Source organism: Nonomuraea sp. NPDC049784 (assembly GCF_040659615.1).
GTDB lineage: Bacteria > Actinomycetota > Actinomycetes > Streptosporangiales > Streptosporangiaceae > Nonomuraea.
The window spans coordinates 1-13,949 of sequence record NZ_JBFAMX010000036.1; the positions used below are offsets into that span (position 1 = coordinate 1).

Here is a 13,949-nt window from a genome sequence, read left to right on the forward strand (position 1 = left end):
GCGCGTGCTCCGACTCCGACAGCGCGGAGAACTCGCCGGTGCCGCACGCCACGAACACGCCGCCGGGACCGTGCTCCATGCCCTGCCGGATGTGCTCGGCCAGCACCTCCTCGGCGAGCCTGCCGTCGGCGTCGAAGGGGGTCACGGGGAAGAACAGCACACCGCTCAGATTCATTCAGATTCCTTCAGTTCAGTGCGCCAGCTCCGCTTGGGCTGCCAGCCGAGCAGGCGCTGTGCCTTGGTCGTCGAGAAAGCGGGGGTGGTGCCGGTGAGCCCGGCCGCGAACGGCTCCGTGCCGGGCACGACCTGGGGCAGCAGGTCGGCGAGAGGCTTCCTGGCCAGCGCGTCCGCGGCACCGGCGAAGAAGACCTCGCCGTTCGGCAGCTCGGGCAGCGCCTCGGCCAGCACGGCGATCATGTCGGCGGCGTCGCGGGAGTCGATGTAGTTGAACAGCGAGACCCCGCCCAGCTCCGGGCGGTCCAGCCGCTCCTGCACGGTGTGCCCGGACTGCGTGGGCGCGCCCGCCCACTCCTCGGGCGGGATGACGAAGCACGGCCGCACCGCGGCCATCTTGGTCGTCCCGGCCACCGCGAACGCCTTCATGGTCTGCTCGGCCACGACCTTGGACAGGTTGTACGCGTTCCACGGGCGTACCGGGTGCTCTTCGTCGATCGGCAGGTAGGCGGGCGCCCAGCCGCCCGGGGCGCCGTACCCGATCACCGTCGGGCTGCTGGCCACCACCACACCCCGCACGCCCAGCGCCACGGAGGCCTCACAGACGTTGAACGCGAGCTGTGTGTTGACCTTGTAGATCACGGACTCCGGATAGCTGAACGGGGTCGCGATGGCGGCGAGATGGATCACGGACTCGGGCCGGAACCTGGCGATCACCTCGAACGCCTCGCCCGTATCCGTGAGGTCGGCAGGCAGGGTGGCCGCGGCCTCGGCCGGCGTGCCCGGCGCTCGGTCCACGCCGACGACCTCGTGCCCGGCCGCCGCGAGCGTGCTGACCACGCTGCGGCCGAGGCGTCCTGCACTTCCGGTGACGAGGACTCTGCTCACCGTGGGAGGCTCCTTCAAGACTGCAAACAGTTGCACTAAACCTTTGTGTCACCGAGGGCAGGGCGTCAAGTAGTGATTTCCTAACCCCTGTACGAGCAGGGTTCTTCCCAGTGATCTCGCTCGGCAAGCGCTTTCATCGTACTCAGGGATTCTGCAAGCGGTTGCGTTAGGGTGGGCGACTGTGACAGTGACGATTCGTGATGTGGCCCGGGCCTCCGGCGTGCATGTATCGACCGTGTCGAGGACGTTCTCCGCGCCGCACATGGTGAACGCGGCCACTCGCACCAGGGTGCTGACGGTGGCCGAGGAGCTGGGATACCGCCCCAACCGGGCGGCCAGGGCGCTCACGACCGGCCGCACCCACAACCTCGGCCTGATCGTGGCCGACATCGCCAATCCGTTCTTCCCGCCGCTGATCAAGGCGGCCCACGCGGCGGCCAGGCAGCGTGACTACCACCTGTTCGTGGCCGACACCGACGAGGAGGCGGCCGCCGAGGAGGAGCTGGTGCAGGCGTTCTCCAAACAGGTGGACGGCCTGGTGCTGTGCAGCCCCCGGTCGTCCAACAAGGCGCTCGAACGGCTGGCCGAGCGGGTGCCGTTCGTGGTGATCAACCGGCGGCTGCGCGGCGCCGCCACGGTGCTGATGGACGTCGGCAGCGGCGCCAGGCTGGCGGTCGAGCACCTGGCCGGGCTCGGGCACCGCCGCGTGGCGCTGGTGTCTGGGCCGGCCGGCTCGTGGACGAGCGCGGAGATCCGTACGGCCGCCGAACAGGTGGACAGCGTCGAGTTGCTCGTCATCGGCCCCAACGCGCCCACAGAGCGGGGCGGGTTCGCCGCCGCGGGCAAGGTCCGGGACTCCGGGGCGACCGGCGTGCTCGCCTACAACGACCTGGTGGCGATCGGGCTCATCGAGGGCCTCGGCGACCTCGGGCTGAGCGTGCCTGAGGACGTCAGCGTCGTGGGGATCGACGACATCGTCCCTGGACGGCTGAGCCGCCCCAAGCTCACCACGGTCGCCATGCCGACCGCCGCGGCAGGCAGGCTCGCGGTGGACCTCCTCATCCAGGAGGTCACGGCCACCACCTCGCTGGATACGCGCCTGGTGATCAGGGATTCCACCGCACCACCACGATAGCCTGCCTGCTGCAAACGGTTGTACTAATCGAGCACCAAATTCGTCTGACTTATCCGCCGGGCGAGCACGCTAGCTGGGCAAACGCTGTAACGATATATCGGTAACGGCTATGTAACGCCTGCAAAGGGTTGACGTAACTTTCCCGCCAGCTATAGGAAAGCGCTATCCATTCACATCTCGCCGGAAGGTCCGTGAATGACGAATGAGTTCCGTCATGGCTGACTCGGTGGCGGTGAAGACCCCGGAGACGGCCATCCAGCCCACACCAGGCGGACGCCGCTCCTCGCTACGTGCCCGCCGTGAGGCGAGGGCCGCCTACCTGTTCCTGGCGCCCTGGTTCGTCGGCCTGCTCGTCATCACGATCGGCCCGATCTTCGCCTCGCTCTACCTGTCGTTCACTGACTACAGCTTGCTGCAGGAAGCCAAGTGGGTCGGTTTCGACAACTACGTCAAGATGTTCACCGACGACCCGAGGTTTCTGGCCTCGCTGAAGGTGACCACGATCTACGTGGTCGTCTCGGTCCCGCTGCAGCTGGCCTTCGCGCTGGCGCTGGCCCTGGTGCTCGACCGGGGGCTGCGCGGCCTGTCGTTCTACCGCTCGATCTTCTACCTGCCCTCGCTGCTCGGCGGCAGCGTCGCGATCGCGATCCTCTGGCGCAAGGTCTTCGGCGCCGACGGCCTGGTCAACGCGGTGCTGTCGATCTTCGGCATCCAGGGTCCTGGCTGGATCGGCGACCCGGACACCGCGCTGGGCACGCTGATCCTCCTGCACGTGTGGACGTTCGGCGCCCCGATGATCATCTTCCTCGCCGGGTTGCGCCAGATCCCCAGCAGCTACTACGAGGCGGCGGCGGTGGACGGCGCCGGCTCCTTGCGCCAGTTCCGCTCGATCACGCTGCCGCTGCTGACGCCGATCATCTTCTTCAACCTCGTGCTCGAGGTCATCAAGTCGTTCCAGTCGTTCACGCAGGCGTTCATCGTCAGTGGCGGCAAGGGCGGCCCGGCCGACTCGACCCTCTTCTACACGCTCTATCTCTACCTGAAGGGGTTCAAGAGCTTCGACATGGGCTACGCGGCGGCGATGGCGTGGGTCCTGCTGCTCATCATCGCCGCCCTGACCGGAGTGAACTTCCTCGCGTCTAAGTATTGGGTCTTCTATGGCGACACCAAGTAGGCCGGTCCCGGTGCTGTTCCGCCCCCTCAAGGGCGGACGGGTGGTCAAGCACATCCTGCTGATCGGCTTCGGCCTGGTCATGCTCTATCCGCTGTTGTGGATGATCTCCAGCTCGCTCAAGCCGGAAGAGCTGATCTTCCGGGAGCCCGGGCTGTGGCCCAGCAAGGTCACGTTCGAGAACTACAGCCAGGGCTGGAGCGCGCTGAAGCACCCCTTCGGCTACTACCTGTGGAACTCCGCGGTGGTCACGGCGCTGTCAGTGGTGGCGAACCTCGTGGCCTGCTCGCTGGCGGCCTACGCCTTCGCCCGGCTGAACTTCCCGCTGAAGAAGTTCTGGTTCGCGATCATGCTGGGCACGATCATGCTGCCGCACCACGTGGTGATCGTGCCGCAGTACATCATGTTCTCGAAGCTCGACCTGATCAACACGATCTGGCCACTGGTGATGCCCAAGGTGCTGGCGACGGACGCGTTCTTCGTCTTCCTTATGGTGCAGTTCATCCGTACGCTGCCCAGGGAACTGGACGAGGCGGCCGAGATCGACGGAGCGGGCTATTGGCGCATCTTCATCAGGGTGGTCATACCGCTCTGCATGCCGGCGCTGGCCACGACCGCGATCTTCACGTTCATCTGGACGTGGAACGACTTCCTGAGCCAACTCCTTTACCTCAACAACCCGGACAACTTCACTGTCCCGGTCGCGCTGCGCACGTTCCTGGACGCCAGCAGTGACTCGTCATGGGGCCCCATGTTCGCCATGTCGATCATCGCGCTCGGCCCGATTTTCGGCTTTTTCCTGGCCGGTCAGAAATACCTCATCCGTGGCGTGGCCACCACGGGGCTGAAGTAGTTCCTCCATCACCCCCCGACAAAGAAGACCCCTAGGAGGTAGAGCCGTGAGCTCTGGCAAGAAGATGTGGTCGGCGGCATTGCTCGCCACCGCTGTGCTGGCGGTCACCGCGGCCTGCGGCAGCGGCAGCGGCGGCGAAAGCGCCGATGGCAAGGTCAAGCTGCGCTTCTCCTACTGGGGTAGCGACGCTCGGCAGAAGATGACCGAAGAGGCGATCAAGAAGTTCGAGGCGAAGAACCCGAACATCGACATCGAGGGCGAGTTCTCCGACTGGGCCAGCTACTACGAGACGCTGTCCACGAAGGTCGCGGCCAGTGACGCGCCCGACGTCATCACCCTCGAGATCCGCGGCCTGCGCGAGTACGCCGACCGGGGCACGCTGGCCGACCTGGCCAGCAAGGTCAACACCGCCGACATCGACGCCAAGGTGCTGGCCTCCGGAGCCATCGACAACAAGCAGTACGCCATCCCCACCGGCGTCAACGCCTTCTCCCTGCTCGTCAACCCCTCCCTGGTCGAGGGCAGCGGGCAGAAGCTACCCGACGACTCCACGTGGAGCTGGGACGACTACGTCGCCCTGGCATCGAAGATCACTGCCAAGGGCGGCGGCAAGGTCACCGGGACGCAGCTGAGCTGGAACCCCGCCTACCTCCAGATCTACGCCGCGCAGAAGGGCGAGTCGTTCTACCAGGGCAACAAGCTCGGCGTGTCCCCCCAGACGATCAAGGACTGGTGGGCCATCATGCAGAACCTGATCAAGACCAAGGGCGCTCCTGACGCCGCCAAGAGCTCCGAGATCGGCGCGACCAGCATCGACCAGTCGCTGCTCGGCACCAACACCGGCGCGATGGGCATGTGGTGGAGCAACCAGCTCGGCGCGGCCGCCAAGGCGTCGGGTAAGGACCTGGACCTGCTGCGGATGCCGAAGATCCAGGGTGCCACCACCGGTGGCATGTTCCTGCAGCCCGCGATGTTCTACACCGCCTCGTCGAAGTCCGAGCACGCGGCCGAGGCCGCCAAGTTCATCGACTTCATGATCAATGACCCGGAGGCGGGCCAGATCATCCTCAGCGACCGCGGCCTGCCGGCCAGCTCCAAGGTGCTGGCGGCGGTCAAGGACAAGCTGCCCGACGCGGACAAGAAGACGCTCGCGTTCCTCGACAAGGTCAAGGGCGAGCTGGCCGACCCGCCCGCCGCCCCGCCGAAGGGCTCCAGCGCCACAGAAGACATCCTCACGCGGTACTCGGAGGAGGTCATGTTCGGCCGGATGACCCCTGACGACGCCGCACAGAAGTTCATCACCGAGGTCAACGCCTCGATCGCAGGTTAAAAGGAGAGACATGAAGTACGCGTTCGTCGGGCTCGGGCACCGCGCACAGATGTACGTCGACGCGCTGCTCGGGGAGTGGCGCGACGCCGGCATCATCGCCGCCCTGTGCGACACGAACCGGACCCGCATGGACTATTACGTCGAGCGGATCGGTCACGAGGTGCCGAGTTTCACGCCAGATGAGTTCGACAAGGTGCTCGAGCTCGCCGACGCGGTCATCGTCACCACCGTCGACGCCACGCACGCCCGGTACGTGTGCGCGGCGCTCGACGCGGGGCGCGACGTCATCGTGGAGAAGCCGCTCACCGTCGACGCCGAGAGCTGCGCGGCCATCGCGGAGGCGGCCGAGCGCAGCACCGGTAAGCTGGTCGTCACGTTCAACTACCGGTACTCGCCGCGTAACTCGGCCGTCCGCCGCCTGCTGCAGGAGGGCGCGATCGGCAGGGTCACGTCCGTGCACTTCGAGTGGACGCTCGACACCATCCACGGCGCCGACTACTTCCGCCGCTGGCACCGCGAGCGGATCAACTCGGGCGGGCTGCTCGTCCACAAGTCCACCCACCACTTCGACCTGGTCAACTGGTGGCTCGCCGCCGCTCCCCAGACCGTCTTCGCCCAGGCCGACCTGCGCTTCTACGGCTCGGAGAACGCGCGCGAGCGCGGCCTGTCCGACCGTCCCACGCGCGGCCAGGGCGCCCCTGGACTCGGTACGGATCCGTTCATCCTGGACATCTCCAAGGACGACCGGCTCAAGCGGCTCTACCTGGACGCCGAGCACGAGGACGGCTACATCCGCGACCAGGACGTCTTCGGCGACGGGATCACCATCGACGACACCATGTCGGTGATGGTCCGTTACACCAACGGGTCCGTGCTGACCTACTCGCTCAACGCCTACGCGCCCTTCGAGGGCTACCGGGTGGCGTTCAACGGCACGGCCGGGCGGCTGGAGCTGGAGGTGGTCGAGCGGGCGTGGACCCCGCCGCACGCGGCCATCGACCCGAGTGCCGCCTCCAAGCAGCACAAGGCCGACTCGTGGGAGAAGCTCACCCTGCACCGCCAGTGGAGCGAGCCGGAGGAGGTGCCGATCGAGACCGGCGCCGGCGGGCACGGCGGCGGTGACCGCCTGCTGCTGAACGACGTCTTCCGCGGGGCGGGCGACGACCCGCTGAAGCGGCAGGCCGGCTACCGCGACGGGATCCGCAGCGTGCTGACGGGCCACGCGGCCAACGTCTCGGCCGCGAGCGGCGAGCCCGTGCACCTCGTCGACGAGGGCACGCGTGTTCGCTGAGCTGGCCGGCATCACCGCCGCGCAGCTCGGGGTCTATCCGTCTCTCCCCGGGCCCGAGCTGCGCTCGGCCGCGCGTGCCGCCATGGGGGTGCTCGACCTCGCCGCTCAGGATGTGCGGGTCGAGCGCTCGTGGACGGACGGCGACCTCGCGGGGGAGGAGCTCTCCTGGTCGGTGGGCTTCGGGCCGCGCACCCACGCGTACCTGCTGCGCCCTCGGGACGCGGCTGGGCCGCTGCCCGGGGTGGTGGCGCTGCACTGCCACGGCGGGATGAAGTGGTTCGGCAAGGAGAAGATCGCCGACGGCCCCTCGGCACCTTCCCCCGAGGTGCTGAGGGTCCGCGAGCGGCTCTACGGCGGTCGCGCGTACGCGAACGAGCTGGCCCGGCGCGGCTTCGTGGTGCTGGCCCCCGACGTGCTCACCTGGGGAAGCCGCCGCTTCCCGCTCGGTGTCGACGAGCCCGGCCCTTACGACGTGGCGGCCAGGGATCACGAGCACGTGGTCGCGAAGCACTGCGCCGCGCTGGGCACGTCCTTCGCGGGCGTGGCCGCGGGCGAGGACCTCGCCGCGGCGGCCTACCTCCGGTCACGGCCCGACGTCGGGCCGGTCGGGTGCGCCGGGCTCTCCGGAGGCGGGCTGCGAGCCGCGCTCCTGGGCGCGTTCGACCCGGACATCCGGGCCGTGGTCGTCACCGCGATGGTCTCGTCCTTCCGTGACATGCTCGACGGGTACGTCGAGAAGCACACGTGGATGCTCTGGCCGCCAGGGCTGCCGCGCCTCGGCGACTGGCCCGACCTGGTGGCCGCCCGCTCGCCCGAGCCGCTCATGGTGCAGTACGCCCTGCGCGACGAGCTGTTCCCCGAGCCGGGCATGCGCCGGGCGCACGCCATGATCGAGGAGCGTTACCGAGACGCCCCCGGCGCCTATGAGGCGGTGTGGGCCGACGTGCCGCACAGCTTCGACGTGCCCATGCAGGAGCGGGCCTTCGACTGGCTGGCCCGGCACCTGAAGGAATAGGAGAGACGGCCGCCGCCCGGACCTGCCCCGGGCGGCGGCGCCCCGTGTTTTCGGCTCAGTTACCCGACTTCCACGTGGCGATGAGCTTGTCGTAGTCGAGCGTCTCCGGCTTGCCGCGCTCGTCGGCCAGCTTCGGCGCGGGTGCGCCCGGCTGGTCGAACCAGTACTGGGCGGGGCGCTCGGGGTTCAGCTTCGGCGCGCAGTTGCCGCCGTAGCCGCGCCGTTCCAGCCGGGACAGGATCTCGTCCTGCTGCTTGGCCAGGTTGTCCATGGACTGCTGGGCCGTCGTCTCGCCGGTCACCGCGGTGGCCACGTTCTGCCACCAGAGCTGGGCGAGCTTGGGATAGTCGGGCACGTTCGTCCCGGTCGGGGTCCACTGCTTGCGGGCCGGCGAGGCGTAGAACTCGATGAGCCCGCCGTACTTCTTGGAGTTCTCCGAGAAGTAGTCGCTCCTGATGTCGGAGTCGCGGATGAACGTCAGCCCCTTGATCGACTTCTTCAACGACACCGACTTCGACGTGACGAACTGCGCGTACAGCCAGGCCGCCGCCCTGCGGTCCTGCGGCGTGTTCCTGAGCAGCGTCCACGAGCCGGCGTCCTGGTAGCCGAGCTTGTTGCCCTGCTTCCAGTAGGCGCCGTGCGGGCTCGGCGCGATGCGCCACTTCGGCGTGCCGTCGCTGTTGACGACGGGCAGCCCAGGCTTGGTCATGTCGGCCGTGAACGACGTGTACCAGAAGACCTGCTGGGCGATGTTGCCCTGGGCGGGCACCGGGCCGGCCTCGCTGAAGTTCATGCCCGCGGCCTCTCTGGGCGCGTACTTCTTGAGCCAGTCCACGTACTTGGTGAGCGAGTAGACCGCCGCGGGGCCGTTGACGTCGCCGCCGCGGGTGACCGACGAGCCGACCGGGCGGCAGTTCTCGACCCTGATGCCCCATTCGTCCACTGGTAGGCCGTTGGGGATGCCGGGGTCGCCGTTGCCCGCCATGGACAGCCAGGCGTCGGTGAAGCGCCAGCCCAGCGACGGGTCCTTCCTGCCGTAGTCCATGTGGCCGTAGACCTTCTTGCCGTCGATGGTCCCGTTGCCGTTGACCTTGTTGGTGAAGAAGTCGGCGATGTCCTCATAAGCCGCCCAGTTGACCGGGACGCCCAGGTCGTACCCGTACGCGGCCTTGAACTGCTTCTTGATCTCCGGATCGGTGAACCAGTCGTAACGGAACCAGTACAGGTTGGCGAACTGCTGGTCGGGCAGCTGGTAGATCTTCTTGTCCGGGCCGGTGGTGAAGCTGATGCCGATGAAGTCGTTCAGGTCGAGCGTGGGCGAGGTGACGTTCTTGCCCTCGCCTGCCATGTAGTCGGACAGCGGGAAGACGTAGTTGCCGCGGGAGTGGGTGCCGATGAGGTCGGAGTCGTTGACGTACGCGTCGTAGATGTTCTGGTTGCCCTGGATCTGGGTCTGGAGCTTCTCGATGACGTCACCCTCCTGGATCAGATCGTGCTTGATCTTGATCCCGGTGATCTCGGCGAACGCCTTGGCCAGCGTCTGGGACTCGTACTCGTGAGTGGTGATCGTCTCGGAGACCACGTTGATCTCCATGCCCCGGTACGGCGCCGCGGCCTTGATGAACCAGTCCATCTCCGCCAACTGCTGGTCCTTGGACAGGGTGCTCGGCGTGAACTCCTCCGTCACCCACCGCTGCGCCGCGGCCTTGCCGTCGGACTCCTTGAAATCGCTCGCGGGCTTCTTCGCGCCCTGCGTGCAGCCGGCCGCTATCAGGACGAGCGCGACCAGACCTACCGTCGCGGACCTGCCTGCCCGATGACTCATCGTTTGGCTCCTCCTCTGTTAGCCCCATATCCCGATCACGACCGCCACCAGCAGCGCGCAGCCGAGCGCGAGCCACATGGACAGGTCGGTGACAGCTATCCAGGCCGCCAGCACGACGGCGGCACTGATCAGGCCGATGTAGAGCCGGTCGCCACGATCGGTCTCGATGCGCAGGAAGCCTCGCCTGGCCACGGGAGGGGAGACGCGGGCCCAGACCGCCATCACGACCAGCAGCAGGGCCAGCCCGGCGAACACCAGGGCCGTGGGGGCGGTCCAGACCATCCACTCGAGCATCCCTAAACCCTCCCCATGGTGAAGCCCTTCGCTATGTAGTTGCGGACGAACCAGATGACGATCGCGCCCGGGACGATGGTGAGCACACCCGCCGTGGCCAGCAGGCCCCAGTCGACTCCGGCCGCGCTCACCGTCCTGGTCATGGTCGCGGCGATCGGCTTGGCGTTCACCGAGGTGATGGTCCTGGCGATCAGCAGCTCGACCCAGCTGAACATGAAGCAGAAGAACAGCGTGACGCCGATCGCGGAGCGGATCATCGGCAGGAATATGCGGATGAAGAAACGGGGAAGTGAATAGCCGTCGATCGCGGCCGTCTCGTCGATTTCCCGCGGGATTCCCGACATGAAACCCTCGAGTATCCACACGGCGAGCGGGACGTTGAAGAGCATGTGAGCTATGGCGACACCGAGGTGCGTGTCGAAGAGCCCGACGCTCTGATAAATCTGGAAAAACGGCAGCAGGAACACCGCCGGCGGCGCCATGCGGTTCGTCAGGAGCCAGAAGAACAGGTGCTTGTCCCCGGCGAAACGGAATCGCGAGAACGCGTACGCCGCCGGCAACGCAACGACGAGCGACATCACGGCGTTCATCGAGGTGTAGACGATGGAGTTCAGATAGCTCGAATACCAGGCCGAGTCGGAGAAGAAAGTGGCGTAGTTGTCGAACGTCACGCGCTGCGGGATGAGCGAGAAGCTGCCGAGGATGTCCTCGTTCGGCCGGATCGACATGAGGAACATCCACAGCACGGGCAACATCAGCGTCGCCACGTAAAGCCAGAAGACCGTCCGCGCCCAGGGCAGCCGCCGCCCGGTGTGCCTGGCCATCAGGTCACCTCCCCGACCTGGTCAGCACGGTGAAGAAGACGTAGCAGAGGATCTGCACGATCAGGAAGTAGAGCAGCGAGAACGCGCCCGCCGGGCCCAGGTCGAACTGCCCGACCGCGATCTTCGACAGCAGGATGCTGAGGAACGACGTCGCGTTCCCCGGCCCGCCGCCCGTCACCACGAACGGCTCGGTGTAGATCATGAAGCTGTCCATGAACCTGAGCAGGATCGCGATCGTCAGCACCCCGCGCAGCCTGGGCAACTGGATGTGGCGGAACGTGGCCCACGCGGACGCGCCGTCGATCTGCGCGGCCCGGAAGTACGGCTCGGGGATCGAGCGCAGCCCCGCGTACGCCAGCAGCGCCACCAGCGGCGTCCAGTGCCAGATGTCCATGAGCAGGACCGTGATCCAGGCGTCCGTGGAGTCCAGCGTGTAGTTGAAGTTGATGCCCAGGACGTTGTTGATCGTCCAGCCGCCCAGGCCGATGTCGCCGCGGGCGAAGATCTGCCAGATCGTGCCCACCACGTTCCACGGGATGAGCAGCGGCAGCGCCACCAGCACCAGCGCCACCGACACCTGCACGCCGCGGCGCGGCATCGACACCGCGAGCGCCACTCCCAGGGGGATCTCCAGCAGCAGCACCTGAGCCGAGAACAGCAGCGTGCGCACGAACGCCGAGCGCACCTCGGGATCGCGCGAGATCGAGCGGAACCACTCCAGGCCGACGAAGATACGGTCGCTGGGACTGAAGACGTCCTGCACGGAGAAGTTGACCACGGTCATCAGCGGGATCACGGCCGTGAACGCCACCGACACGACCACCGGCAGCACCAGCCACCAGGCCCGGTTGTCCTTACGCTTCAGGTCGGCCCGCGGCTCCTCCTGGACCTCTGTCACGCCGTACCCCTTCCGTTCAGCGGCGCGAGTGAGCCGCACCTGACCTGGTCGCGGAACAGGAACGTGCGGTCCGCCGGGAAGTGCAGGAACTCCACCGACTCGGGCGCGTAGGGCGATCCCGCCTCGGTCTTGGCGGTCACGGTGTGCTCGCCGACCAGGGCGTGCACCAGGTCGTAGGCGCCCATGCGGTCGATCCCGGTCACCCGGGCCGCCACCCCAGGAGAGCTGCGGCCGCCGGTGATCTGCACGAACTCGGGCCGTACCCCGATCCTGACCGGCCCGGGCGGCACGTCGCCGGTGACCAGGCCCACGTCCGCCTGCCCGACGCGTACGACGTCGCCGACGATCTCGGCGGGCAGCATGTTCATGCCAGGGGAGCCGATGAAGTGCCCCACGAACTCGTGCGCCGGCGACAGGAACAGTTCGGCCGGCTCGCCCGCCTGCACGATCGCCCCGTCGTTGACCACCACGACCTCGTCGGCGAACGTCAGCGCCTCGGTCTGGTCGTGCGTGACGTAGATCAGCGTGTGGCCCGTGTCGCGGTGGATCTCCTTGAGCTTGCTGCGCAACGTCCACTTCAGCGCCGGGTCGACCACGGTGAGCGGCTCGTCCAGCAGCACCGCCGCCACCTGGGAGCGCACCAGGCCGCGACCCAGGCTGACGATCTGCTGGCGGCCCGGGTCCAGGCGGCGTGACCTGCGGCGGAGCAGGTCTTCCAGGCCGAGGAGCCGGGCGACCTGGCGGACGCGCTCGTCGATCTCCTTCGCCGGATATTTCCGGTTGCGGAGGGGGAAGGCCAGATTGTCGTATACCGACATTTCCTCGTACAGGACTGGGAACTGGAAGACCTGCGCGATGTTGCGGCCCGCGGTGGGCACGTCGGTGACGTCGCGGTCGTCGAAGAAGATCCGGCCCACCGTGGGCGTGATCAGGCCGGAGATGATGTTCAGGAGTGTGGTCTTGCCGCAGCCGCTCGGGCCCAGCAGCGCGTACGCCCTGGAGCTCTGCCAGGTCCAGGTCATCGGCTTGACGGCCCAGGTCCGGCCGCCGTCGTAGCTGTGGCCCACGCCTTCCAGCCGGATGTCAGCCATGCAGGTCGACCTCCGCGGCGCTGGTGGCGAGCAGGCGGCCGCCGTCCTCGTCGAAGACGAAGACGTGTGCCGGGTTCACGTACGCGACCGTGGTCTCGCCCGGGGTGAAGAGCTGGGTGCCCGGCAGGTGGGCGACCAGGTGGACCCGCCCCTGCAGGAGCAGGTGCAGGAACGTCGCGCTGCCCGTCACCTCGGCCAGCCTGATCTCGGCCGGCAGTTCCAGCGAGCCGGGGCCGTTGCGTTCGATGCTCACCTGGTGGGGGCGGACGCCGAGCATGACGTTGCGCCCGGAGGCGTGCGCGCGGGGCGCGGGGAAGGAGGTGCCGAGGCATTCGATCCTGCCGTCGCGTACGACGCCGGGCAGCAGGTTGAGCGGCGGGTCGCTGAGCGTGGCCGCGACGGCCAGCGTGGGCGGGTGGGCGTACATCTCGGCCACGTCGCCGATGTGCTGGACCCTGCCTTCGCCCAGGACCACTGTCGGCGCGGCGAACGTGAGCGCCTCGTTCGGGTCCGCCGTGGAGTAGAGGACCACGCCGGGGGAGTCCGCGAACATGGTCTTCAGGTCGGCGCGTAACTGTTCGCGGAGCTTGAAGTCAAGGTTGGCCAGGGGTTCGTCGAGGAGCAGCACGTCCACGGGGCGGGCCAGCGCGCGGGCGATGGCGGTGCGCTGCTGCTGGCCGCCCGACAGCTCGCTGGGTCTGCGATCGAGGAACGCCGCGATGCCCATGAGCTCCGCCACCTCGCGCACCCGCCGGTCGATCCCGTCACGGCGGAATCTCGGGTCGAGCCGGAGCGGAGAGGCGATGTTCTCGTAGACGGTCAGCGACGGGTAATTGGTGAATTGCTGGTAGACGAAGGCGACCGAGCGTTTTCGCACCGAAATGGCGGTGACGTCTTTTCCGTTGACCACGACCCGGCCCGAATCCGGCGGTAACAATCCGGCGACGACGCGCATCAATGTCGTCTTTCCCGCGGTCATCGGGCCGATTAGCGTGGTCATTCCATTGGATAATTCCAGGCGAACGTCGTCAAGCCACGTCTCCCCGCGCCGCCGTACGAAGACGCCATCGAGAATCAGCGTCACTGTGCCGGTCCTCTCTGCTCGCCTCCATCTAACATGATCTGCAACTGTGTGCAAAGAGGGCATGTGGTATGGCAGT

14 protein-coding genes are annotated in these 13,949 nt (G+C 67.3%); 6 read left to right on the forward strand and 8 right to left on the reverse strand.

The window, feature by feature from the left end:
- The coding region (locus AB0J09_RS11490; protein ID WP_360688934.1) for a dihydrodipicolinate synthase family protein at positions 1 to 175 on the reverse strand (175 nt) is incomplete at its 3' end.
- Positions 172 to 1,062, reverse strand: a complete 891-nt coding sequence (locus AB0J09_RS11495; RefSeq protein ID WP_360688849.1) for an NAD(P)-dependent oxidoreductase — start codon at positions 1,060 to 1,062, stop codon at positions 172 to 174. The genes AB0J09_RS11495 and AB0J09_RS11490, both read right to left, overlap by 4 nt.
- A 181-nt stretch (positions 1,063 to 1,243) precedes the next feature.
- Here AB0J09_RS11495 and AB0J09_RS11500 point away from each other — a divergent pair, with 181 nt between their 5' ends.
- The 6 genes from AB0J09_RS11500 to AB0J09_RS11525 all read left to right on the forward strand — a co-directional run bounded on the left by AB0J09_RS11500 (position 1,244) and on the right by AB0J09_RS11525 (position 7,857).
- Positions 1,244 to 2,197, forward strand: a complete 954-nt coding sequence (locus AB0J09_RS11500; RefSeq protein ID WP_360688851.1) for a LacI family DNA-binding transcriptional regulator — start codon at positions 1,244 to 1,246, stop codon at positions 2,195 to 2,197.
- Positions 2,198 to 2,411: 214 nt separating this feature from the next.
- Complete coding sequence (locus tag AB0J09_RS11505) at positions 2,412 to 3,371, forward strand: sugar ABC transporter permease (protein WP_360688853.1); 960 nt, start codon at positions 2,412 to 2,414, stop codon at positions 3,369 to 3,371.
- The gene (locus AB0J09_RS11510; protein ID WP_360688855.1) at positions 3,355 to 4,221 is read left to right on the forward strand and encodes a carbohydrate ABC transporter permease; all 867 of its coding nucleotides are present in this window, start codon (positions 3,355 to 3,357) and stop codon (positions 4,219 to 4,221) included. Before AB0J09_RS11505 ends, AB0J09_RS11510 begins: the two co-directional genes overlap by 17 nt.
- Before the next feature lie 46 nt (positions 4,222 to 4,267).
- A complete protein-coding gene (locus AB0J09_RS11515) occupies positions 4,268 to 5,551 on the forward strand; it encodes an extracellular solute-binding protein (RefSeq protein ID WP_360688857.1) in 1,284 nt (427 codons plus the stop codon).
- 10 nt (positions 5,552 to 5,561) lie between these two features.
- Positions 5,562 to 6,842 carry a Gfo/Idh/MocA family oxidoreductase gene (locus tag AB0J09_RS11520; protein ID WP_360688859.1) on the forward strand — a complete coding sequence of 427 codons (1,281 nt, stop codon included), beginning with the start codon at positions 5,562 to 5,564 and terminating at the stop codon, positions 6,840 to 6,842.
- Positions 6,832 to 7,857: a hypothetical protein gene (locus AB0J09_RS11525; protein WP_360688861.1), complete on the forward strand. Its 1,026-nt coding sequence runs from the start codon at positions 6,832 to 6,834 to the stop codon at positions 7,855 to 7,857. Before AB0J09_RS11520 ends, AB0J09_RS11525 begins: the two co-directional genes overlap by 11 nt.
- 55 nt (positions 7,858 to 7,912) lie before the next feature.
- On the opposite strand, the gene AB0J09_RS11530 is transcribed toward AB0J09_RS11525, so the two are convergent.
- From AB0J09_RS11530 to AB0J09_RS11555, 6 genes are read right to left on the reverse strand one after another with little or no spacing between them, the layout of a single operon-like run.
- Positions 7,913 to 9,682 carry an ABC transporter substrate-binding protein gene (locus tag AB0J09_RS11530; RefSeq protein ID WP_360688863.1) on the reverse strand — a complete coding sequence of 590 codons (1,770 nt, stop codon included), beginning with the start codon at positions 9,680 to 9,682 and terminating at the stop codon, positions 7,913 to 7,915.
- Positions 9,683 to 9,700: 18 nt separating this feature from the next.
- On the reverse strand, positions 9,701 to 9,976 hold the full coding sequence (locus tag AB0J09_RS11535) for a DUF2160 family membrane protein (protein ID WP_360688865.1): 276 nt from the start codon (positions 9,974 to 9,976) through the stop codon (positions 9,701 to 9,703).
- Between the two features lie 2 nt (positions 9,977 to 9,978).
- A complete protein-coding gene (locus AB0J09_RS11540; protein ID WP_360688867.1) occupies positions 9,979 to 10,800 on the reverse strand; it encodes a carbohydrate ABC transporter permease in 822 nt (273 codons plus the stop codon).
- 4 nt (positions 10,801 to 10,804) lie between these two features.
- A complete protein-coding gene (locus tag AB0J09_RS11545) occupies positions 10,805 to 11,698 on the reverse strand; it encodes a sugar ABC transporter permease (RefSeq protein WP_360688869.1) in 894 nt (297 codons plus the stop codon).
- The gene (locus AB0J09_RS11550) at positions 11,695 to 12,789 is read right to left on the reverse strand and encodes an ABC transporter ATP-binding protein (RefSeq protein WP_360688871.1); all 1,095 of its coding nucleotides are present in this window, start codon (positions 12,787 to 12,789) and stop codon (positions 11,695 to 11,697) included. The genes AB0J09_RS11545 and AB0J09_RS11550 overlap by 4 nt, the downstream gene beginning before the upstream one ends.
- Positions 12,782 to 13,936, reverse strand: coding sequence for an ABC transporter ATP-binding protein (locus AB0J09_RS11555; RefSeq protein WP_360688873.1), 1,155 nt, complete (start codon positions 13,934 to 13,936; stop codon positions 12,782 to 12,784). The genes AB0J09_RS11550 and AB0J09_RS11555 overlap by 8 nt, the downstream gene beginning before the upstream one ends.
- Positions 13,937 to 13,949: the final 13 nt, after the last annotated feature.